Genomic DNA, 21,919 nt, shown 5'->3' with positions numbered 1-21,919 from the left:
TACTGACGATATTCAAGTTAAGATTTCAGAGGAGGATATGTTTCAATGGCTAATGAAAAGATGTTTGATACGTTTACACTTCCAAACGGAGTGACACTGAAAAACCGCGTCATGATGGCGCCGATGACAAACTATGCGGCAGAAGAGAATGGTGAAGTTTCGGAAGCGGAACTCGCTTATTATGCAGCACGTTCAGGTGGCGTCGGTGCAGTCATCACAGCTTGTGCCAACGTCACAGCGGATGGACAAGGTTTCCCGAATGAATTCGGCGCAGAGCGTGATGAACTCATTCCAAGCTTAAAACGTCTTGCAACAACGATCCAAGACAAAGGCGCAAAAGCCATTCTTCAAATTTTCCACGCAGGCCGGATGGCACCACCAGAACTCGTCGGCGGGCAGACGGTCAGCGCGAGTGCTGTAGCGCCAGAACGTGAAGGTGCCATGACACCACGTGCACTCGAAGCAGAAGAAGTCGAAGCCATCATCGAAGCATTCGGTCAAGCGACGCGTCGTGCGATGGAAGCTGGATTTGATGGTGTTGAAATTCATGGTGCAAATACGTACCTGATTCAACAATTCGTCTCACCACACTCAAACCGTCGTGATGACAAATGGGGGGGCAGCCTTGAAAAACGTTTGGCATTCCCACTTGCTGTCGTCGATGCAGTCGAAGCGGTCGCAAAACAAGACCCATCGTTCATCGTCGGATATCGCTTCTCACCAGAAGAAATCGAAAACCCGGGGATTACACTAGAAGACACAATGCAGCTCGTTGATGTGCTCGCTAAAAAAGACTTAGACTACCTGCACGTCTCCGTCATGAACTTCTTTGCTGGTTCGATTCGTGATGAAAACGAAACACGTTCACCAATCACACTCGTTCAAGAGCGTGTGGGACAACAAGTTCCAGTCATCGGTGTCGGATCACTCCACACACCAGAAGAAGTCGAACGTGCCTTGACAGAAGTGCCGCTCGTCGCACTCGGTCGTGAATTAATCATGGAACCGAACTGGGTCGAAAAAGTCGAAGCAGGAGACGTCGCGTCGATTCGGACAGAACTTGATCCAACAACACAAGCAGAACTCGTGATGCCGGATGCACTGTGGCAAGGAATTATTAGCCGTCCAGGCTGGTTCCCGATTAAACAAACAACAAACTAAACAACGCGCTTAAAAAAAGGAGGATTCGACGATGTAGTCGAGTCCTCCTTTTAGCATGCAGACGTTTTAAAGCGCGTTCCGTCGTGGATCGCTTCCAAAGCGAAAAGCAACCATGAGCGTCATCTTATTGTATCCGAACAAATCGCCTATCAAATAAGAATTAATAAGCGACTTGTCCCATTCGTACACCACAAAATTCGTGGAGGGTGACGGGATGGTCAAGATTTGTCCGGTCGAGCATATCGTTTAGCAACAATGCGCAAATGTAGGCATCTTCCTTTGCATCGTGGTGTTTAAACGATACACCTAAAAACTCGGCCATCGTGTTCAATTTATGATTCGGCAGCCACGGATAAAGTTTACGGGATAGCTTGACGGTGCAGCCATATCGAAATGCGGGGATTTGATACAAGTCATACTTTTGAATTGCTTTTTGCAGAGCACCCATGTCAAATGCTGCATTGTGTGCAACAATCAGTTCGGCACCGGCAATCAAATCATATAAGCCGTGTTGTTCCATCGCTTCCGGTAAAGCAGGTTCGTTCCAAACGTCACTCGGACGGATGCCATGGACCCGAATATTTCCGGCATCGAATTCTTCTTCTGGATTGATCAAGACTTGATTACTCGTAACGACCTGACCGTTCGCGAGGACAGACCAACCGAATGCACAAATACTGCGACTGTTTCGATTCGCTGTTTCAAAGTCGATGGCTAATGTATAGGGTTGTACCATAATCATCACTCCTTTTCTTAGAGCATACCGTATTCAGACTTAGAATGCATGTTCGTATTTCGGCCCAAGCATCTTTTTTCCTCAAGAAACCCGCTCACATGACATGTGAACGGGACGGCGATGATAATTATTTAGCTTGAACGGCTTCAGGTGCTGGGTCTGTATATTCTTGGGGCTTAAAGAGCATGACCCGGTCGCGATAAGCAAAGACACTCGCAGTCAGGACTGCCATCAAGTCAGCAATCGGAAAGGCGAACCAGACACCGCTGACGCCGAAGAACATCGGTAAAATCAACACGAGTGGAATCGTGTAAAGTGTTTGACGTGATAAAGAAAGGAAAAGCGCGACACGGGCTTTCGCGAGTGACTGATACATGCCGTTAATGATCATCTGAATCCCATAGACAAACGAGACGGCGAAAAGAATCCGCATCGCGGTCGAACCATCATCGAGCAGTGCGGTATCATTCGTGAACATTCCGACCCAGAAGCGTGGGAAGAGTTGAATCAATAACCAAAGTGTAATCGATAATGACAGACCGTACCGCATCGCAAGTTTGATGGCGAGCGACATGCGGTCGAATTGTTTCGAACCAAAGTTGTAGCCGACGATCGGCTGCATCCCTTGGACGATTCCCATGATCGGCATCCCGACGAGCGCCATGAATTTGTTGATGACGGCGAAGGTCGCAAGTTCCGTCGTCCCCCCGTATCGGACGAGCATATGGTTGACGGTGATGAACAAAACGGATTGGGAGACTTGCATGATGAAGGACGACGAACCGATTTGCGACATCCGGACAACGAGCTTTGGTTCAAAACGGAAGGCTTCACGGTCTAATAGGAGACTTGTCTTTTTCTGTTTCGTAAAGAAGAATCGGAAAATCAAGATGGAACCGACGATTTGAGCGACGACGGTCCCGAGTGCCGCTCCTTTAATGCCCCAATCGAATCCGAAGATGAACAAAGGGGTCAGAATCGTATTAATGGCGACAGTTGTCAACATGACACGCATTTGGTAGTTCGCGCGTCCTTCCGCCCGTAACATCGCACTTGATGCCATCGTCAACATGAAGAATGGGGAACCGAACAGCAAAACACGCAAGAAATCGATGCTGTATGGCATGATTTCATCGGTTGCCCCGAAGACACGCAACAATGGCTCGACGAAGATGAAGGCGGAGACGATGGCGAGCATACTGACGACGAACACGACCATCAAGACATTCGCATATGCGCGACTGGCTCCGATTAAATTTTTTTGACCGAGTCGTTGGGAGGCAATCGCGGCACCGCCGATTCCAAGTGAATTAGCAATCGCCATCAAAACGAGTTGGACGGGAAACGCGATTCCGACGGCAGCGACAGCAATCGTCCCAATTCCTTGGGCGACAAAAATCGTATCGACGATGTTATAGAGCGCAGTGACGAGCATACCAATCATCGCCGGGAGCGATAATCCAATCAATAATTTATTGATGGGTGCATCTCCCAGTTGGGCAGTATTCTTATTCATCGGTAGGAGAGCCTCCTTTAAGGTAAGTACGTTGACTTTTACTCAGACTAGTCGCTTGGGTCGGCAGATGCAAGAAATCACTCCAGGCAATGTGCAAAGAGGAACTGTTCTGTCCTTGTGACGAATCGGTATGAAAACAAAAACACTCCGACAAAAGTACAGTGACGGAGTGTTTGCGCGTTAAGAGGGTAACGGTAAATAGCCTTTTGAGTATTCGAAAGCGAGGAAGAGAATCGCTCCGAGTGCCAAATAGGCAACTAACGTAATCGCTTGTTGTTTTTTCGGCATCTGGTGGTACTCAACCGATTTTTCCGCTTCAAGCAACGGTTCGATGCGTTGGTCGAGTCGACGCAGCAAGGCATCGTAATCATTCGCCGAATCATATTGATAGCGTAAGAGTTCGTCAGCAGCTGGTTTTGCTTCTTCCGGACTTGCACTCCGCAGACTTTGCAAGTCATGGCGTAAAGTCCATGCAATCGGATCATAGCTCGATGTAGCGGAGACTGTAGTCTCACCTGAGTCGAGTTGATCGCTCTCAGCCGGTTCAGCGATTGGCTGTTGTTCCTGTTCCGCTTTTGCTTGTAAAACACGGTTGCGGGCTGCCCGGTACAACATCAGGACGGATTGATTGTCTTCGTATTGTTTCGCAAAACGGTACCGTTTCCAGACGGCACTGCCGCCGAGGAAAGCGATCAACAATAAGATGATGCTGAAATGGGTGAGACCGTAGGCAATCAGGGCAGCGAGTCCTGCAATCCAGACGACGATCGGCAGACCAGCTAAAATCCGTCCGCCATCGAGCGGACTGACCGGGAGTAAATTGAATAGATTGAGCAGGGCACCTAAGTGGAAGATAACGAGCCAAAAATCATTTCCTGTCACGGCATATCCAATCAAAAGCGGGATAAGGGAGAGCAGTCCGGCGAGCGGACCCCCGTAGGCTAAGATTGCTTCTTGTTTCGGCGTTCGGAATGTATCTTTGATCCCGATGACGGCCCCCATGAACGGAACGAAAATCGCTGGTCCCGTCTTAAAACCCAGGCGTTTTGCAGCAGCTAAATGTCCCATCTCATGAATGAACAATAGGTAAAGCAAACCAACACCAAACCAAACACCAAAAATTTGGGCATAAAAGAGAAGCGAAATACCGAACGAAATCAGCGTTCCTCCGAACTTCGAAAATTTTAAGAGTGCAAGGACGACCTTTCCTTTCGAGAGCAAAAATGCTCCGGCGACGGCAAGGCCTCCCCAACGTTTTTTATCCATCATGAATTCCTTCTTCCATAAATATGACGTTCTGTCTCTAGTGTACGCCAAATTAAGAAAAAAAGTTTCATTTGCCGCCGGTTCAGTCTGTTTCCCATATCAAATCGTTTTGAGGATCTTAGCAGGGTTTCCACCCACGACCGTATTCGCAGGGACATCTTTAACGACGACGCTCCCGGAAGCGATGACCGCATTATCGCCAATCGTCACACCGGGATTAATGACAGCTCGTCCGCCGATCCAGACGTTATCCCCGATGACGACGGGTTTGCCGAATTCATACCCACTATTTCGTTCGACAGGATCTAACGGATGCGTCGCTGTATAGATATGGATGCCCGGAGCAAGCATACAGTTGTCACCGATCGTAATCGGGCAAATGTCGAGCAGCACACAATCGTAATTAGCATAAAACCGGGCACCAAGCGTGATGTTGTAGCCATAATCACATTTAAAAGACGGTTCGATGTAAAAATCCGTTTGTTCCGTCCGGAAAAGTTGTTGCAGGAGAGATTTTCGGTCGGGCAGCTCTTCGATGCTCAGTTGGTTGAATTGATGACAAAGCATCTGCGCCCGTTTCCGGTCCGCCACGAGCTCCGCATCCCCGGCTAAGTACAACTGACCTTGAATCATCTTTTCTTTTTCTGTCACATGAATCATCTCCTAACGGTATGTATATCTTCATTAGACTAAATCGGACGGGGAGAAGCAACTGATACCAAAAAAAGCGGTTTTGATGTCGCCATCAAAACCGCTTTTTACTCTGGCATTCAATTAAGCAAGTTCAATTCCGCCTGTCACACCATAAATTTGTGCCGTGACATAACTGGCATCGTCAGACGCGAGGAAGACATAGACGCTCGAAAGTTCGACCGGTTGACCACTTCGTTTGAGTGGTGTTTCTTGTCCGAATTCCGGAATGTTTTCGCTCGGTTGACCACCCGAGATTTGAAGTGGTGTCCAAATTGGACCCGGTGCGACCGAATTAACGCGGATGCCTTTTGGCGCAATTTGTTTCGCGAGGCCGCGTGTGAATCCATTGATGGCAAATTTTGTTGAGGCGTAATCAAGTAAGTTCTCACTCGGATTGTATCCTTGAACAGAAGTTGTCGTGATGATCGAAGCGCCTTCTTTTAGAAGTGGGAGAGCGGCTTTAACGACCCAAAACAGCGAGAAGACATTAATTTCATATGTTTTCCGGAGTTGTTCTGTTGACAGATCCATGATGTCCTCGACAGCTTGTTGTTTTCCGGCGACGAGTGCAAGGATGTCGAGTCCGCCAAGTGAATCATGTGCCTCTTTGACAAGTTGCTGACAGAACGATTCGTCACTTAAATCACCTGCGAGTAAGTACGCTTTTTGACCAGCTGCTTCGACAAGTGCTTTTACTTCTTCTGCATCTTGTTGTTCTTCCGGGAGATAGTTCAGGAAGACATCTGCTCCTTCACGGGCATAAGCAATCGCAGCAGCACGTCCGATTCCTGAATCACCGCCTGTAATCAACGCTTTCTTACCTTTTAGTTTACCTGAACCTTTGTAGCTTTCTTCTCCACAATCCGGAAGGGGTTCCATTTTTGCCTGGACAGCCGGTGGCTCCTGATACTGTTTTGGGAAATCATCGTTGAAGTGTTGTGTAAGTGGATTTTTAGACTGTGACATGAACTGATTCCTCCTAGGTAGTGGTTTGATTTGCATAAGAAGTATGTTCCCTGTCATTTCACGTTTAAACGTCAACTTATTAACCAAGTGAAGTTTTTATTAGAGCGAAAAGGCTGCTCGATAAGGCTATAGCAACAAATAACTGAATGCGAACGAAGGGCGAATAAAAAAATCGGAGTCCACAGGTGTGAACTCCGATTTTTACTAAAGATAAGGTGGATGAGCGATCAGACGCGTTCTGCTGTCAGCTCTTTCATCCCTTGTAGAGCTGCTTGATTCAGTAAGTTCCACGGTTTGTTGTAGTGCGGTTGGAAGAAGAAGTCGACGAAGGCCAGTTCTTCAAGCGTCATTTCATTTTGAATCGCGACCGATAACGTATTCATCGCTTGCGTCAAATCGACCTTCGAAATAATTTGGGCACCGACGACGCGATGAGAGTTTTGTTCAAAAACAAGTTTGAGTTGGACGTCTTCTGCAGTCGGCATAAATTCAGGTCGATACGCATCTGTGACGGTTGTACTCATGACTTCTAGTCCAAAGAATGGAGCAGCATCTTCCGTGACGCCGGTCGACGCGATATTTAAGTCATATAACCGGAGACCGGACGTCCCTTGCGTCCCTTGGTAACGAATCGTCGGGGCAAGTAAGTTTTTCCCGACGAGCGTTCCCATACGGACGGCGTTCGTCGCGAGTGGAATATAGGCATGTGTCCGGGCCGGATTGTAGTAGACGGCACAGCTGTCACCGGCAGCAAAGATATTCGGATTACTCGTCCGCATATAGTCGTCGACGATGATGGCACCGTTCGGTAACATATCGATTTGTCCTTTTAAAAGCTCCGTACTCGGACGGAAACCGACACAAAGAATGACGAGATCGGTCTCGAACGTTCCTTTGTCCGTGACGACTTGTGTGACGTTTCCGTCTACGCCGGTAAAGCTTTGAACAGTCTGGTTCAACTCGAGCTGAATGCCGCGATCTGTCAATTCACTTTCAATGATATCCGTGAATGAACGATCGAGGTATTTATTTAAAATCCGGTCGGCACTGTCGATGAACGTCACTTCTTTTCCGTATGCTTCAAACGCTTCAACGAGTTCAGCACCGATGTAGCCGGCACCGACAACTGTAATCCGCCCGGCATCCGTTGCTTTTTTGATGATGGTTTGAGCATGGTGGTAGTTTTTACAAAGTTCGATTTGATTCAGTTCAATGCCCGGTAACATCGGAATGATTGGCCATGAACCTGTTGTCATGATTAATTTGTCGTACGTATCGTGAACGGTTTCACCCGTCAGAAGATTTTTCGCAAGAATCGTTTGGTTCGTACTATCGATTTCAAGGACATCATGTTTCAAGCGCATCGTTGCTCCGAGGTCAGCCAGCTCGTCAGGTGAAGAGTAGAAGAGTGACTCGGCATGCTCAACGACACCACCGACGTGAAGGGCAATCCCGCAAGAGAGAAATGAGACGTTATCGTTTCGTTCATAGACTGTGATTTCAAGGTTTTCGTTCGTTGCCGTAAGCTCTTTGACTGCTGCTGTTCCTGCATGTGTACAACCGATGACTGCTACTTTCATGAGTAAAGTCCCCTTTTTGTTTAATTGTGATATTAATCACATTCGATTTGATAACCTTAGTGTAATACTTCACAATGTCGGTTTCAAGTAGTTTGTTCATAATTGAGCATAGTTTTGTCTGAATTGTGAATTTGTGAACAAAGAGGTAATGACTTATAACGTTTTTGTTAAAAGTCCGTAAAAATGTTTTAGTTTCTGAAGTTCGGGTTATAATAAGATGGAGAACTAAATGAAAGGGTGGAAACCGATGGATACCGAGAGGACCGATCATCTATTTAGCTTACCTGATTTTTAGCATCGCTGGTCTTACGTAAACAAGACAGTAATGGTTAAAAAAATCAGGGAGAGCGAAAATAGATGAATACCCAAACGGCAACAATAAAACCTCTCCCATGGAAGATACGGGAGAGGACAATAAAACATGAAACGAATCGCAACCATCTTAGCAGGAACGTTACTTATGGCGTTCGGCTACTATACTTTGAATGAACAGTTTGGATTAGCAGAAGGCGGATTTATCGGGTTATCTTTATTAGGACGGTATTTCTTTGACATCAATCCATCGATTTCGATGATCGTGCTCGACATTCCATTCTTTATTGGAGCACTTTATTTTAAAGGAAAACGCTTTGTCAGTGAGGCACTTGTCTCAGCAGGTGCATTATCGCTCTTTTATGAGATGTGGCATCAGCTCGATTTGTTCCATTTCCCGGAACAGGCCTGGCCGGCAACGTTAATCGCCGCCATTGCGAGTGGGATCATCACGGGATACGGACTTGGTCTTGTGTTGAAGAGTGGTGCTGCGACCGGTGGTGACGACCTTTTATCAATGGGCCTTAGCAAAGTGACAGGTTTATCGATCGGGACGATTTTATTTAGTCTCGATGCAATTGTTCTTGTCATTTCACTCGTCTACTTGCCAGTCAGTTTGACGCTTTATACGTTACTTGCAGTTGCCATCGCGGGACGCGTCGTCTCAGTCATGACACGCGAACCGGTTACTGTACCAGTAGTTAGACCAGCGCCACAACTGAAATAAATAAAATCCTTCCTGACATCAGGAGGGATTTTGTTTTAGGATAAAAAGAGATAACGAGAAGGGGGCTACCCAATGATTAGACAAGCGACTGCGGAAGACGCCGATCAAATCGCACCATTGATTGAACAGGCGATTCATGAAATTGCCGAGACACTGACCGGAACGCAGGAGAAGGAATTGATTTTGGAACGGCTTGCGCTGTTTGTGACGCAAACGGGAAACCGGTTAAGTCACGAGAACATTCTCGTCAAGGAGCTCGATGGGCGCGTCGTCGGCATCGTCATCGCATATGCGGGAGTGGATGCAGCGCAGTTGGATGAACCGATTAAACGTCAGCTCCTCGCGTGGACAGGTCAAGAGATACAAATTGATCAAGAGACGGAAGGAAACGTCTTTTATCTCGATACATTGTCGGTCGATCCGGCATATGGCGGAAGAGGAATCGGGTCTGAGCTGTTGCAGGCAGCAGCGGACGAAGGGGAGAAGCGTGGATTACGCGCGTTTACGTTAAATGCCGATCAGACGAATGCTGGGGCGCAACGTCTCTATCGACGTCTTGGATTCGTCCCGGTCAAGACGATTGAAATCAGTGGCGGACAATTTGATTACATGGAGCGACCGTATGCAACTTGAATGATGAGTGAAGTACTTTGAATTCATTTCAAGATTCGTTGATACGCAGACAAGACTTCGCTTTCCGCGGGCGAAACGTGAGCCTCCGCGTCGCCTGCGCGACTTACGGGGTCTCACCTGTTCCGCTTTTCCCGCAGGAGTCTTCGTCTTGTCTGCTTCTCAACGACGTTTTGTTAAGCTGTTAAAATCCATCCATCAAGAATCTGAAATCAAAAAATCACTCGCTTCACGCGACTCCTACAGGAAAAAGCGCAAGACGACTTGCGCTGTCAGAGACAAACAAGACCCGATTTTCTGCCTCATGGAGGCAGGAAAACTGGCTTGTGTCTCGCCTGAGGAAAGCGCGTGGAAAAGAGTGATTTTTTACGTTTACTTCAACTAATAGGTTAAGAAGCAATCATTTTCTAATCATCTGAAAAAAATAATGAAAAAAGAATTTTTATCTCGGAGCTTCTTCATTCAAGTTTAACCGGTACAACCGCGCCTCCGCATCCTCCGGTTCAAACCGGGGGTCACTCGTGAAGCAGAAAACCTCCGTCACTTCAATCGATACATCTGCCACCCGCAACTGTTTGAGTAATCGTCCGGTCAGGTAAACTTCCGCTGATTTAGGCTCCGCCCGCCATTTGCTGACAGATCCAATCGGAACGATCGTAGCGTCAGGACGTGCCATCAAAAACTGGCGGTCTTCTTCATCCGTAAAGATGGTCGCTGACGCCGGTAAACCGGTAATGGCATCCGCCAACTGGATAGTTGCCGGTTCAATTGTCGCTTGGCGGTACAAGGCGATACTTCCCATCACCAATTGAATACATAAAAATGGGACGAGCCAACGCACTGACAGATGGCGAACAAGCAGGAAGACGAGCAGTAAGACGAGAGGTAAAACATGGCGTGGTTTATCAATGTTTTGGGCCAACCAGACCCAAAGGAAATAACCAGTACCGGTGACGCTCCACCAAAGAGGAAGCGGACGGATTCGTTGGCAGAATAAGAATAGCCCTGAAGCAAGACCGAGCCAACTTGTAAATCCTAAACCATGCCAAACGATTTGTTTGAGTGTCAATCCAAGTCGTTCAATCAACGAGGCTTCGTCCGTTTGTGCCGTACCGCCCCAGTCCGAAAAGTGACCCGTCACGAAACTGAGTGACAATTGAGCGAAGGACGCGGGTCCCCCGACCGAGAAGGCGACCGGTAACAGCCAGGCAAGTTGTGCCAGGAGTAACGTCGCCAGTTCGGACAGGAGTTGCCAGTAGTCTTTTCGGGTTTGCCAAAGTAAAAAGAGTAACACGATTCCGAACGGCGCATAGGATAATCGTGTTGCCATCAACAGTCCGAATAAGAGGTACGGCAAAAGACGGAAATGACCGTGCCGAGCACGTTCGACACTCCACATGAACCAACAGAGGACACCAAGTGCAAGACCATCCGACATCCCGGTCGCAGAGATGACGACGAGTGAAGCAACCGAGATGACAGTGAAAGCAGCTAGTAAACGTGCCGTATCAAACGACTGACGTTTTAACAGCAAATATAACGGAATCAGTCCGCTCGTGAAGCCAAGCGTCGAGACGATGCCAAGCGCACGGACGGGTTCAAGCCCGAGTCGTGTGAGACCTGTCGCGAGTAAGATGAAAAACGGGTACCCCGGAAAATGTGGCTGCAAATTCGCCAAATCATACTGTCCAACCGCTAACGTAAAGTTGGCGATGTCGTAGCTTGCGACAAACGGGCTGACCAGATAAAGATGAACACCCAGCAATAGTGAGATGGCGAAACAGAGCGTGAAAAAAAGCGATCGTCCAAGTAGACGATCGCTCCGAACGGTCAAGAAACCTCCTGAAGTTTTTTGGCTGCTTTTGGTGTTCGATTTTGACGCATCAGCATGAAACCGGCAAACGCGAAGTAGCCCCACCAGGCGATCACTTGCTCAAGTGATGGATTATGGCTGTAGCCGAACATCGCACCCATAAACGTACCGATTTGTCCGCTGATTAATGTCGGATTGCCTGTATCGCGCAAATATTGAATTTGGTCGATGTAGTGTTCCGGCATAAACCCGACGATGTTATACAAGGCTGCCGGTGTTCCATCGGCATTCGTCAACAGGCTTCCGAGCAGTCCAAGATCTTGGAAACGTCCAATCGTTTGGACGAGCATGCCGGCAGCAATGAACAGAATCAGGATGCCTGTCACTTGGAAGAAACGTTTGACTGGAATCTTCATCGTTCCGGAAACGAACAGGTAACCGAAAATGAGTGCGAGCAAGAGACCAGACACGGCACCATAACTCGTCAAGACTTTCTCGATTTCACCGCCGGAAATGGCAGCGAAGAAGAAAACCGTCTCGATGCCTTCTCGGACGATGACGAGGAACGAATGGATGATCATCGTGATGGCACTGCCTGTCGAGACCGCCGCCGCGACTTTTGCTTGCGAGGCCTGTTGGTTTTCTTTCGCCTCTTTCCCCATCCAGAGCACCATGTGTGTCAGTAAGATGACGGAGATCATCATAATACCAAGACGCAAGTACGTGTCGCTGCCGAAGCTTGCGAAACTCGTAAAGACGACTTGGAATAAAAAGGCGACACCGAGGCTCGCGAGCAGCGCAAGTCCGACTCCGGCATAGACCCATTTTTTATATTGCGGTGCGTTGAGTCGATCGAGATAGCCGAGAATCAAACCGACGATCAAGACAGCTTCGAGACATTCACGAAGCGTAATTAAAAACGCTTGAAAATCCATCGTCCTTCCTCCCTAATCAGTGATGTTGACGTTTCTTTTTTCGTTGACCGATGATGACGATGACGATTAGAACGATGACAAGACCAATCGCAATCGTTTTCCAAATCTCATCTGTTCCGAAGGATTGTCCGAAAATCGAATCCTCTTCTTCAAATAAACCGGTTTTTTCTTCTCCGGGTAAAACGAATAGTGGTGTAATTGTATCTTCGATTAATGCAATGTTTTGATCAAATGTTTCTTTATCACTCGCTTTTTTCCCGACTCCGAACAGTCCGGGGTTCCCGAGCGCAGTAAGTGCATCGTCAAACGCAGTATACAATGCATCGGACGTTTTTGCATCTGTGCTTTCTTTGACATAAGGAGCAAGTACATCATATGTGCCGCGTGCTTTCGCAAGTAACAGCTTCGCCTGTCCGAAGTCTTCGAACTGCTCATCCGCAAAATGAAGACGACGTTCGATGTTTTGACGTAAGGCAACGCGATACGCCTGTTTGGCATTCTCTGCGTCTTCTTCCGCTAACGCAGCATCAATTTTTTCCTTCGCTTCAGGGAAGTAAAGTTTAAATTCTTTATCATACGCGTCAATCGTTTCCTTCGCAAGTGCATAATCTTTTTGATCGAGCTGTTCCTCAAATTGTTTATAAGCTTCCGCAAAAGCTTCTTTGCCCGGGTCACCATAGCTGTAAGCAAACGCCGATAAAGGAGTCGCGAGGAGACAGAAGAAAACAACGACCGGAAGGACTAAACGTTTTATCATCCGAGATGCTCCTTTCGTTCAAAACGTTCTTCAATCGGTAGTGCAACGATTGGTCGACGCCACTCTTTGTAAATGGCAGGGACCACACGTTGAATATAGTTCAAGCGGATAAAAGATTTTCCTGATTCACGTACCCGGTAACGAATCGGTACTTCTTTCAGACGGAATCCTTTACGGACGAGGTTCAACGTCAAGACTTGCGCGTAGTTGTAATCGTGGATGATTTCCGCGTGTTTGCAAGCAGCGCGTGAGAAAGCACGCATCCCGCTTTGTCCGTCATGAATTTTTCGTTTCAGTAAAACACATTGAAGCCACGTAAAGACGTGATTCCCAATATAGCGATAGAGGCGCATTCCGTCAATCGTCCCGAGGAATCGTGATCCGAAGACATAATCCGCATCGTTCGCTAAGATCGGTCGAACGACGTCCGGAATTTGATCGGCCGGGTACTCGTTGTCCGCATCAATCATCACGGCGACGGTCGCATCATGGTCATAAGCGCGATACAATCCTTCGCGGACCGCAGCGCCAAGACCACGATTTTGTTCGAACCGGTAGACTTGAGCACCGTTCAGGGTTGCGACGGTCGATGTAGCATCGGTCGATCCATCATCGATGACAATCGTTTCGACGGGGATTCCGTTAATCTCATCCGGGATTCGTTTTAAGACGAGTGGGAGAGAGGTTTCTTCATTGTGAGCCGGAAGGAAGACGACGATTTTCTTCATGAGCGTTCCTCCTTAAAAGCTTCCGTCAACAATACGCCACGACTGTCGTGCGGGATATCGGCACCAAGCAACTTCGTAATCGTTGGTCCAAGCGACAGGATATGCCGGTGTGTATCGACCTTGCGACCAGCATGAATGTGTTTGCCATACATCCAAAATGGGACGAAACGTTCTCCTTCGTCGAGGTGACCATGCCCGCCGATCCCGTCGGCTTGACCATGATCGGCCATGACGATCAGTGTCGCATCGTCTAACTTACCGAGACGATCGAGCTCTTCACAAAACTCTGCGAGTAGCGCATCGGCTTCCTCGATTTTTTGAATATATTCCGAGTAGAGCGTCCCGCGACTATGACCGGTTTGATCCGTTCCGATTAATTGGATTGCAAGCAAATCCGGATCTTCTTCGTGAACGATTTGCTTGGCCCGTTCGATGATGTTGCGGTCGGCGACATCATTATGCATGACGGCTGTCACGGTACTGACGTCGGTCGAACCGAACGCATCGACGAGGTGGGCAATCCCGAGAATCTTGCCGGATTTATTGACGGCACGCAACCGGTCGAAGACGGTATCCGTTTTGACACCGGTCGTATTCCAAACCATGTTGGAATGAATTCCGTGATCTTCCGGACGTGCTCCCGTGAACATCGAGCTGAAGCAGACGACTGTCCGGGCCGGGTAGACGGTTTCCATATTCGTATATTCCGTTCCTTCTTGACGCAATCGCTCGAGAAACGGAGTGTTCGCAGCCATGTATCGGTCTTTTCGCATCCCGTCGACAATCAAGACGTAGACTTTGTCTGAAGTCGGCAAGCTGACGTCTTTTGTCGGCTCAGTCGGAAGTTTCGGTTTCCAGTCGAAGAGATAATGGTGGAGAATCCAAGCAAATAGTAACAATCCGGCAGGGAACAAGACGTACGACCAGTCAAAGGTCGGATTGATTGACGCTGTTTGCCAGTAGGCAAGTAAGAGTGCGACTTTCGGTAGTTGTTCTTGCGCGTTACCACTCGTCGAGTCACTGTTCTTGAGGACGAGTTTCCAAAAACGCGTGAAGTTGAGCCAGTCCGTTCCAATCCGTAAATGGTAATAAATCGTTCCCCAGAAGAAAATCGTGAAGAAGAAATAAAGACCTGCTCCGTAAGCGAATAGGGGCAGGAGCCGTGTATCCGTTCCTTCAAGGAATAACCAGACGATGACGGGCATCCATAAATAATTACGAAGGAACAGCGGGAAATCAAATTTCCAGTACAGTACGAATAAAGGCAACGTCACTAAAAATCCGAAGCCGGCACCGCTCAGTGTCTGTTGGAACAAAAGGCAGTAGCTGAGGAAGACACCGATTGTAAAAATCGGGGTGAATGGTTTTCCTTCATTCAACAGATTCCACATACGGGCTGCGACTTTTTCAAAACGTGAAGCACTTTTCATGAAGATCCTCCTTTCTGTTGATTCTTGAATTGGCGAAACAGTAATGTGACACTACGGTGATGTCTGACCAAAAAATACAAAGGTGCGATGAAGGCGAACGCATATTTGAACGTGTGCGTCATCAAGGCAAGTTCATAAGGATGGTCGACGCCTGCCGTCTGTAGAACCGTTCCCATGGCGAGCTCATACGCGCCGAGACCACCGGGGGTGAATTGAGCAATTCCGGACAAGACACCGGCACTCATCGCGATTAAGACGAGGGGGAAGGGAAGGACAGCGTTCACGCCTAAGAATAAGCAGTAAACGGCGCCCGCTTCCAAACACCAAGCGAGTGTGCCATACCCGATTAATGCGTACATCGTCCGTAAAAAAGGGCGGACGACGACTAAGGCGAGTACACCGAGCACAATCGCGATACCTGCAGGAAGAGCTGTTTTCGTCGCGAGCAAGCCGAGCGAGACGAAGAGTCCGAGGACGACCAAATCAATGCCGCGCTGTGCGACAAGGATTGCCGTTGTCCGTTTTAAGGGACTAGCGATGGCACGTGCCGTCAGCAGGCGAACACCTTCGCCGAGTTTGACCGGTGACAAGTGATTGACGGCAAGGCCGAGATAGAGGCTCGTCAAATAGATTGGCAAGGGTGCCTGCCGCTGATCAGCCACGCGCCAGGCGACAGCGCGGACATAAAAAGCACCTGCATACAACAAGCTTGCGAGTAGCGTCCAGTAAGAGCGTGAAAGGGTGCGCAAGTAATCATAGAGGACAGGTAACTCGAGCACGAACCGAATTAATAAAAAAACAACCGCAAGCGTCAAGAGGACGCTTGCGGTTGTACGGATTACATGCGCCCGAGATGCCATGTAATCATCCGCTCGAGTCCTTCATTCAAGGTAACGGAGGGCGTGTAGTCGAATGCTTGTCGTGCAGCTTCCGTATTACTCCATGTCATCGAGACATCTCCTTCTCTTTGCTCGGTGAACGTTACCGGAACACCGTATCGCTCACTGAGGGACCTGGCAATCGTTCGGACCGACTCCGGTCGATTCGCCCCTAAATTATAAGTCCCGATTGCGCGCGCTTGAAGTGCTTGTTCCATCCCGCGTGTAATGTCATCGATGTACGTGAAGTCGCGTACCGGGTCACCGAACACGACAAGTTCTTGACCACGAAGCGCTTGTTCGATGAAGCGGTAAAGCGCCATATCCGGGCGTCCGGATGGTCCGTAGACCGTAAAGAAGCGGAAGATCGTAACCTGTAATCCATACAGGTTTTGATAGGCATTACAGAACGTCTCGGCACTATACTTCGCCGCGGCGTATGGACTGACGACTTGACCGGTTGCCTGCTGTTCGCTCAACGCACCTGTCTGCTCCCCGTAAACCGAAGAAGAAGAGGCAAACAAGACTTGCTGAATCTGATGTTGTTTTGCCGCTTCGAGGACGGTCACCGTCATATCGATATCTTCTTTGATGTAGCGATGCGGCTCACGTAAAGATCCGGGAACGCCAGGTAAAGCAGCAAGATGGAACAGGGCATCGAATTGACCGGATGAACACCAGGCATCGAGTCCGACGTGGACATCTGCTTCACAGATGTTTACGCCAAGTCGTGTCAGCTCCGCTGCCCGTTCGCGTTTCAAGTCGCTTGCATAATAATCGGTGAAGGCATCGATGATCGATACGGTATGACCACTAGTACGCAAACGAGTTGCAAGTGCAGCACCGATGAAGCCAGCGCCACCCGTAATTCCGATGTTCAAAGGAAGTTCCTCCAATCGTCTTGCTTAGTTGAACGTATCGAGCGCATCGACGATTTTTTTGCTCACCGTTTCCGCTTCTGCGTCATTTTTTTCGATGAGATCGTACCATGTGTTAGCGTCAGCAAGAACAGCGTCTGCCTCTTCTTTACCGAGACGATTTTCGAGGGTCGGCTTCATCGCGATGACGAACATGTTTGCTTCCATCGCTTCGACACGTGCTGTATCGACATCTTTCGCTTCGAGTGCTTCCATTGCTTCTTCATGATAACCGACGACTTTCTTCGTCAATGCTTTGGCGAAGAGACCTTCGATCTCTTCATAAGAGACGTCTGCTGGTTTTGTTTTTGAGAAGTCGTATTGTTCTTTTAGTTTTGCGACGGCGGCTTCATCGCCACCGGCAAGTGATTCCTCGATTGCGAGTAAGAATCCGTAGCCTTCTGCTTGTTCCATTTGTAACTCTTGTTCGTCGGCACCGGATTTAGCGCCATCCTCGATTTTTTGTGCATAACCGAGTGCTGCGAGATAGAATGAACGGTAAATCGACTTATCCGTCAACTGTTTTGCGACTTTAAAGTCAGCGACGTTTTCAGCCGAGATGGCGTCTTCTTGTGCTGCGAGACCGGACGTGATCGCTTGTGCGATGGCTTCTTCGTTTTTGAAGTCATAACTCGCATCGCGCTTTTCGGCTGTCGGGATGAAGACAGTTTCCGCCATGTTTTTGATATTTACTAACGTCGCCATGGCGTCATCCGTTTTTCCGGCCACGACTGCTTCTTCTGCTGTTGCTTGCATTGATTTTTGGAGTTTATAGAAGTAAGACTGAAGTCCTTTATCGACAAGCTGACGGGCAATGTTCTCATCCAAATCCTTTGATTCGACGCCTGCGAGGGCAGAAGTGACGACTTGTTCGATTTCAGGAGCGGCAGTTGCGACGCCACCTTTTAACTTCGATTCATAACTCGTCTGGACCATCTTCCAGTCGATGGCTTGTCCTTCTTTCGCTTTATCGAGTTCTGTCTTGATTGAGCTGAAGATTGTCAATTCATCCGTTAATGTCGTTGCGGCGATTCCGGCATTCGTATTTTTATCAGACGTTTGCTCCGTTTTGTCTTCTTTTGGAGCTGTCGTTGTTTCTTTTTCATCCGTTCCGCAAGCTGCGAGTAATCCGGCTACCATAAAGAGTGACGCTACTTTAAATCGTTTTTTCATCTGTCTCATTCCCCCAGGAAAAATAAAATTATCTACAAAATGATGTCGTTTTCACAATTCTCACTATAACGAGAATAATTCTCATTGTCAATTGAACTTAAAACAAAAAAAGGCTCCAGAGAAATCTCCGGAGCCATTTTTTAAAAATATAAATTATTGAATTTGGTCATACAATTTCGTTAAATACGCGTACACTTCGTCAGAAGCTTGGAACATCATGACCGAGTGGCCGAAGATGGCAGCCGGGTTGAAGCCGTGATCTAAGTCGATTGTTGAAGCAATCGTTACGTCGCGATCGCTATCGAGGACGACGCGGAAGTACTTGAACTCTTGGTTGAAGTCATTGATTGCGTTTAAGATAGGAAGATCTTCGACACCGTCTGGAACGTGCGTAACGGTACGAGCGAATAACTCAACGTCCGTCGTCGTTTTACTGAAGACGATCATCATCATCGGCTCAGCGCCAGCTGGTGTTTTTTCTTGTGTCATAAAGAAGACGTGTGTTTCATTTTCACGTGCTTCCATTGGAATGCCTTTTTCGACTAAGAACGCTTGGAATGCTTCCAAGTGTTGTTGTTGAACTTCCGTTACCCCGTTTTCGTTTGTTCCTTCTTGATTACGTTCTGGGTGAAGCGGTGTGACCTTGTTGTCCTCATTCGTTTCGTTCGAGTTACGGTCCTGGTCCATTTTAAATCCCCCTTATAGATACTGTAATCTCAGTTTCAAGCATTTTAAGAGGAATTGCAACTAATGTCCGTTATCATTTAAAGAAGAAACAGTTTGAAAATAAGACAAGTATGTGAAATGTAGAGCAAACTACTTGAAACCACATACCTTAATGGGTATATTGTAAAGCATAGAAAGTACGATTCGATTTAGGAGGAAAACAGACATGAAAACAATCATTGTTGGTGGAGTAGCAGGTGGAGCGACCGCTGCAGCACGATTACGCCGGTTGGATGAAACGGCGGAAATCATTTTGTTAGAACGTGGAAAAGAGATTTCGTTCGCGAACTGTGGATTACCGTACTATATCGGGGATGTCATCAAAGACCGGAACAAGCTACTCGTCCAAACACCTGAGGGGATGCATGCCCGGTTTAACTTGGATGTTCGGAATCTGTCGGAAGCGATTCAAATCAATCGTGAACAAAAAACGGTCACAATCCGTAAAGTCGATACAGGTGAAGAATATGAGGAGTCATATGACAACTTAATTCTTTCACCAGGAGCAAAACCGATGCGTCCATCAATTCCTGGTATCGAAGAAGCGACGAACATCTTTACGTTACGTAACATTCCGGATACGGACCGGATGCGTCAATATGTCGATGAGAACCGTCCCGCACGTGCCGTCGTCATCGGTGGGGGGTTCATTGGACTCGAAATGGCAGAAAACTTGGTCGAACGTGGTGCGAAAGTCACATTGGTTGAAATGATGGATCAAGTCATGGCACCGGTCGATCCGGAAATGGCAGCCATCGTCCATGAACATCTACGCGCAAAAGGGGTCGAGTTGATTTTATCGGATGGTGTCGCCCGCTTTGAAGAGGCAGGGAGACGTGTTGTCTTGACGAGCGGCAAGACGATTGAAACGGAAATGAACATCTTGTCGATTGGTGTCATGCCGGAAAGTAACCTTGCGGCGGAAGCAAAACTTGAGTTAGGAATCAAGAATACAATCAAAGTCGATGACACGTTACGGACATCTGATCCATCGATCTTTGCGATTGGTGACGCCATCGAAGTGAAAGATTACGTGACAGGAGAGGCGATGCATGTTCCACTCGCGTGGCCGGCGAATCGTCAAGGGCGTCTCGTTGCAGACATCATCGCCGGACGCGACGTCAAATATACAGGTGCGCTCGGTACAGCCGTCGCAAAAGTATTCGATATGACGGTCGCTTCGACCGGAAATAACGAAAAACGGTTGAAACAGTCTGGTCGCCGCTATGAAGCGGTTCATCTCCATCCGGGTTCGCACGCCGGTTATTATCCGGGTGCCAGTCCAATCTCAATGAAACTCTTGTTTGATCCGATTGACGGAACGATTTACGGCGCGCAAGCGATTGGGATGACGGGTGTCGAAAAACGGATTGATGTCTTAGCGACGGCAATCAAAGGCGGCTTGACGGTCCTCGACTTGCCAGACCTTGAATTATCATACGCACCACCGTATAGCTCGGCGAAAGATCCCGTCAACATGGCAGGATACATCGCTTCGAATATCGTGTTAGGGGACAGCGAAAACGTCCATTGGCATGAAATTGATCAAATCGTCGCAGCCGGCGGATTGTTACTCGATGTCCGTGAACCGTCTGAAAATGAACTCGGTTCGATTCCGGGCTCGGTCAATATCTCATTACCGACGCTTCGCACGTCCCTCGACGAGCTACCGAAGGATCAGCCGATCTACGTGACATGCCAAGTCGGATTACGGGGATATGTCGCAAGTCAGCTCCTCAAACAAAACGGCTTTGAGGTGAAGAACTTGAGCGGCGGATATAAAACATGGGCGACGGTCAATCGCGATCAAGAAGCGCGAAACCAAGCACGGGAGGAAACAGCAGTGACGACGATTAAAAGTGAGCCGAAACAAGCCGTGAAAGCAGAGCAAATCACGCTGCTCGATACATGTGGATTACAGTGCCCGGGACCAATCGTTGAATTAAAAACAAAGATTGATCAACTGCAGGACGGAGACCAAGTCTTCATTAAAGCATCGGATCCTGGTTTCTTACCGGACGTCCAGGCATGGGCAACAAAGCTCGGACATACCGTCCATACGGCAGAAATGAATCAGGGAATTGTCGAAGTTTTACTTGAAAAAGGGCAAGGACAAACGGAGCAACACGTGACAACGGCACCTGTCGCAAAAGCAGATGACGCGACGATGGTCGTCTTCAGTGGTGATCTTGATAAAGCACTTGCGTCATTCGTCATCGCACAAGGTGCACAAGCGATGGGCAAACAAGTCACGATGTTCTTCACGTTCTGGGGACTGAATGTCATTCGTAAGCCGGATGCACCAGCCGTCGACAAAGCACCGATGGAACGCATGATGGGGATGATGATGCCGAAACATGCCGGTGATCTTCCATTATCCAACATGAACATGGCAGGCGCCGGTCAAAAAATGATGAAAAAAGTCATGAAGGACAAACAAGTCGATGCGCTAGAGACGATGATGGCAAAAGCGCAAGCAGCAGGCGTCCGGATGATTGCGTGTACGATGTCGATGGACATCATGGGGATTAAAAAAGAAGAATTGTTAGATGATATCGATTATGGTGGGGTCGCAAGTTATCTTGGTGCGACAGACGATGCCAACTTAAATCTATTCATCTAATAAAGAATCGAAAAGAGCCCTTCCGCGAAAAGTGGAGGGGCTCTAAGTGTTTGTCTAAAGATGGAGGGGGTGACTAATTCAGATGAACATCCATCCTTGTGACGGACGTTTCCTTGTCCCATAGAAGTTGAGGATGGACGTTTCCGTCCTCCGTTAATCGAATGGCCGATGATTCTACTTCCACGGAATCATCGGCCATTTCGATGTAAATTCTTCTTTTTCACGATGGCTTAGTGTGTATTTGGGACACGCATGAAAAAGTCCTGATTCCGTTTAATTGGTAGCCGTCCCTCCTTTTGAGTGAGGCCGTTCTTTTTTTGTTCGTAAACGAAAAACCTCACATCTAATGTGA

At 48.1% G+C, this 21,919-nt stretch carries 19 protein-coding genes; 4 read left to right on the top strand and 15 right to left on the bottom strand.

The window, feature by feature from the left end:
- The first annotated feature begins 45 nt into the window (after positions 1-45).
- Entirely contained in the window at positions 46-1,161 is a 1,116-nt protein-coding gene (locus KNP96_RS15355; protein WP_214766408.1) for an NADH-dependent flavin oxidoreductase, read from the top strand.
- A gap of 160 nt (positions 1,162-1,321) precedes the next feature.
- On the opposite strand, the gene KNP96_RS15350 is transcribed toward KNP96_RS15355, so the two are convergent.
- The 6 genes from KNP96_RS15350 to KNP96_RS15325 all read right to left on the bottom strand — a co-directional run bounded on the left by KNP96_RS15350 (position 1,322) and on the right by KNP96_RS15325 (position 7,918).
- Complete coding sequence (locus tag KNP96_RS15350) at positions 1,322-1,897, bottom strand: 3'-5' exonuclease (RefSeq protein ID WP_214766410.1); 576 nt, start codon at positions 1,895-1,897, stop codon at positions 1,322-1,324.
- Positions 1,898-2,024: 127 nt separating this feature from the next.
- The gene (locus KNP96_RS15345; protein WP_214771692.1) at positions 2,025-3,413 is read right to left on the bottom strand and encodes an MATE family efflux transporter; all 1,389 of its coding nucleotides are present in this window, start codon (positions 3,411-3,413) and stop codon (positions 2,025-2,027) included.
- Between the two features lie 180 nt (positions 3,414-3,593).
- The gene (locus KNP96_RS15340; RefSeq protein WP_088838115.1) at positions 3,594-4,679 is read right to left on the bottom strand and encodes a site-2 protease family protein; all 1,086 of its coding nucleotides are present in this window, start codon (positions 4,677-4,679) and stop codon (positions 3,594-3,596) included.
- A gap of 99 nt (positions 4,680-4,778) precedes the next feature.
- Positions 4,779-5,330 carry a maltose acetyltransferase domain-containing protein gene (locus tag KNP96_RS15335; RefSeq protein WP_371816420.1) on the bottom strand — a complete coding sequence of 184 codons (552 nt, stop codon included), beginning with the start codon at positions 5,328-5,330 and terminating at the stop codon, positions 4,779-4,781.
- Between the two features lie 123 nt (positions 5,331-5,453).
- Entirely contained in the window at positions 5,454-6,338 is an 885-nt protein-coding gene (locus KNP96_RS15330) for an SDR family oxidoreductase (RefSeq protein WP_088838112.1), read from the bottom strand.
- A 227-nt stretch (positions 6,339-6,565) separates the two neighbouring features.
- On the bottom strand, positions 6,566-7,918 hold the full coding sequence (locus tag KNP96_RS15325) for an FAD-dependent oxidoreductase (RefSeq protein ID WP_088838110.1): 1,353 nt from the start codon (positions 7,916-7,918) through the stop codon (positions 6,566-6,568).
- Positions 7,919-8,339: 421 nt separating this feature from the next.
- On the opposite strand from KNP96_RS15325, the gene KNP96_RS15320 reads away from it, so the two are divergent.
- Entirely contained in the window at positions 8,340-8,957 is a 618-nt protein-coding gene (locus tag KNP96_RS15320) for a YitT family protein (RefSeq protein WP_088838108.1), read from the top strand.
- A gap of 72 nt (positions 8,958-9,029) precedes the next feature.
- The gene (locus tag KNP96_RS15315; protein WP_088838107.1) at positions 9,030-9,590 is read left to right on the top strand and encodes a GNAT family N-acetyltransferase; all 561 of its coding nucleotides are present in this window, start codon (positions 9,030-9,032) and stop codon (positions 9,588-9,590) included.
- Positions 9,591-10,029: 439 nt separating this feature from the next.
- Here the strand turns inward: KNP96_RS15315 and KNP96_RS15310 are convergent, their stop codons facing one another.
- From KNP96_RS15310 to KNP96_RS15270, 9 genes are all read right to left on the bottom strand, one after another.
- Complete coding sequence (locus KNP96_RS15310) at positions 10,030-11,421, bottom strand: hypothetical protein (RefSeq protein ID WP_214771690.1); 1,392 nt, start codon at positions 11,419-11,421, stop codon at positions 10,030-10,032.
- Positions 11,418-12,335, bottom strand: coding sequence for an FTR1 family iron permease (locus KNP96_RS15305; RefSeq protein ID WP_088838100.1), 918 nt, complete (start codon positions 12,333-12,335; stop codon positions 11,418-11,420). The genes KNP96_RS15310 and KNP96_RS15305 overlap by 4 nt, the downstream gene beginning before the upstream one ends.
- Before the next feature lie 16 nt (positions 12,336-12,351).
- Complete coding sequence (locus KNP96_RS15300; protein WP_088838098.1) at positions 12,352-13,092, bottom strand: hypothetical protein; 741 nt, start codon at positions 13,090-13,092, stop codon at positions 12,352-12,354.
- Positions 13,089-13,820 carry a glycosyltransferase family 2 protein gene (locus KNP96_RS15295; protein WP_214771688.1) on the bottom strand — a complete coding sequence of 244 codons (732 nt, stop codon included), beginning with the start codon at positions 13,818-13,820 and terminating at the stop codon, positions 13,089-13,091. The genes KNP96_RS15300 and KNP96_RS15295 overlap by 4 nt, the downstream gene beginning before the upstream one ends.
- Positions 13,817-15,250, bottom strand: coding sequence for an alkaline phosphatase family protein (locus tag KNP96_RS15290; protein ID WP_088838095.1), 1,434 nt, complete (start codon positions 15,248-15,250; stop codon positions 13,817-13,819). The genes KNP96_RS15295 and KNP96_RS15290 overlap by 4 nt, the downstream gene beginning before the upstream one ends.
- Complete coding sequence (locus KNP96_RS15285) at positions 15,247-16,110, bottom strand: lysylphosphatidylglycerol synthase domain-containing protein (RefSeq protein ID WP_214771685.1); 864 nt, start codon at positions 16,108-16,110, stop codon at positions 15,247-15,249. The genes KNP96_RS15290 and KNP96_RS15285 overlap by 4 nt, the downstream gene beginning before the upstream one ends.
- Complete coding sequence (locus tag KNP96_RS15280; protein ID WP_088838092.1) at positions 16,089-17,009, bottom strand: NAD-dependent epimerase/dehydratase family protein; 921 nt, start codon at positions 17,007-17,009, stop codon at positions 16,089-16,091. Before KNP96_RS15280 ends, KNP96_RS15285 begins: the two co-directional genes overlap by 22 nt.
- A 24-nt stretch (positions 17,010-17,033) precedes the next feature.
- Complete coding sequence (locus KNP96_RS15275; RefSeq protein ID WP_214771683.1) at positions 17,034-18,218, bottom strand: hypothetical protein; 1,185 nt, start codon at positions 18,216-18,218, stop codon at positions 17,034-17,036.
- A 153-nt stretch (positions 18,219-18,371) separates the two neighbouring features.
- Positions 18,372-18,905: a type III secretion system chaperone family protein gene (locus tag KNP96_RS15270; protein ID WP_088838088.1), complete on the bottom strand. Its 534-nt coding sequence runs from the start codon at positions 18,903-18,905 to the stop codon at positions 18,372-18,374.
- 205 nt (positions 18,906-19,110) lie between these two features.
- Between KNP96_RS15270 and KNP96_RS15265 the strand changes: the two genes are divergently transcribed.
- Positions 19,111-21,567 carry a CoA-disulfide reductase gene (locus KNP96_RS15265; RefSeq protein WP_214771680.1) on the top strand — a complete coding sequence of 819 codons (2,457 nt, stop codon included), beginning with the start codon at positions 19,111-19,113 and terminating at the stop codon, positions 21,565-21,567.
- Positions 21,568-21,919 lie beyond the last annotated feature (352 nt).

Source organism: Exiguobacterium sp. s133, assembly GCF_018618595.1.
Classification (GTDB): domain Bacteria; phylum Bacillota; class Bacilli; order Exiguobacteriales; family Exiguobacteriaceae; genus Exiguobacterium_A; species Exiguobacterium_A oxidotolerans.
Note: the sequence above shows the minus strand (reverse complement) of the source record. Positions and strands in the feature narration are given on the sequence as shown.

Bases quoted from the DNA above. Each gene is read 5' to 3' on its own strand.
- KNP96_RS15355 (WP_214766408.1), top strand. From the start codon at position 46: ATGGCTAATGAAAAGATGTTTGATACGTTTACACTTCCAAACGGAGTG.
- KNP96_RS15350 (WP_214766410.1), bottom strand. From the start codon at position 1,897: ATGGTACAACCCTATACATTAGCCATCGACTTTGAAACAGCGAATCGA.
- KNP96_RS15345 (WP_214771692.1), bottom strand. From the start codon at position 3,413: ATGAATAAGAATACTGCCCAACTGGGAGATGCACCCATCAATAAATTA.
- KNP96_RS15340 (WP_088838115.1), bottom strand. From the start codon at position 4,679: ATGGATAAAAAACGTTGGGGAGGCCTTGCCGTCGCCGGAGCATTTTTG.
- KNP96_RS15330 (WP_088838112.1), bottom strand. From the start codon at position 6,338: ATGTCACAGTCTAAAAATCCACTTACACAACACTTCAACGATGATTTC.
- KNP96_RS15325 (WP_088838110.1), bottom strand. From the start codon at position 7,918: ATGAAAGTAGCAGTCATCGGTTGTACACATGCAGGAACAGCAGCAGTC.
- KNP96_RS15320 (WP_088838108.1), top strand. From the start codon at position 8,340: ATGAAACGAATCGCAACCATCTTAGCAGGAACGTTACTTATGGCGTTC.
- KNP96_RS15315 (WP_088838107.1), top strand. From the start codon at position 9,030: ATGATTAGACAAGCGACTGCGGAAGACGCCGATCAAATCGCACCATTG.
- KNP96_RS15305 (WP_088838100.1), bottom strand. From the start codon at position 12,335: ATGGATTTTCAAGCGTTTTTAATTACGCTTCGTGAATGTCTCGAAGCT.
- KNP96_RS15300 (WP_088838098.1), bottom strand. From the start codon at position 13,092: ATGATAAAACGTTTAGTCCTTCCGGTCGTTGTTTTCTTCTGTCTCCTC.
- KNP96_RS15295 (WP_214771688.1), bottom strand. From the start codon at position 13,820: ATGAAGAAAATCGTCGTCTTCCTTCCGGCTCACAATGAAGAAACCTCT.
- KNP96_RS15290 (WP_088838095.1), bottom strand. From the start codon at position 15,250: ATGAAAAGTGCTTCACGTTTTGAAAAAGTCGCAGCCCGTATGTGGAAT.
- KNP96_RS15285 (WP_214771685.1), bottom strand. From the start codon at position 16,110: ATGGCATCTCGGGCGCATGTAATCCGTACAACCGCAAGCGTCCTCTTG.
- KNP96_RS15275 (WP_214771683.1), bottom strand. From the start codon at position 18,218: ATGAAAAAACGATTTAAAGTAGCGTCACTCTTTATGGTAGCCGGATTA.
- KNP96_RS15270 (WP_088838088.1), bottom strand. From the start codon at position 18,905: ATGGACCAGGACCGTAACTCGAACGAAACGAATGAGGACAACAAGGTC.
- KNP96_RS15265 (WP_214771680.1), top strand. From the start codon at position 19,111: ATGAAAACAATCATTGTTGGTGGAGTAGCAGGTGGAGCGACCGCTGCA.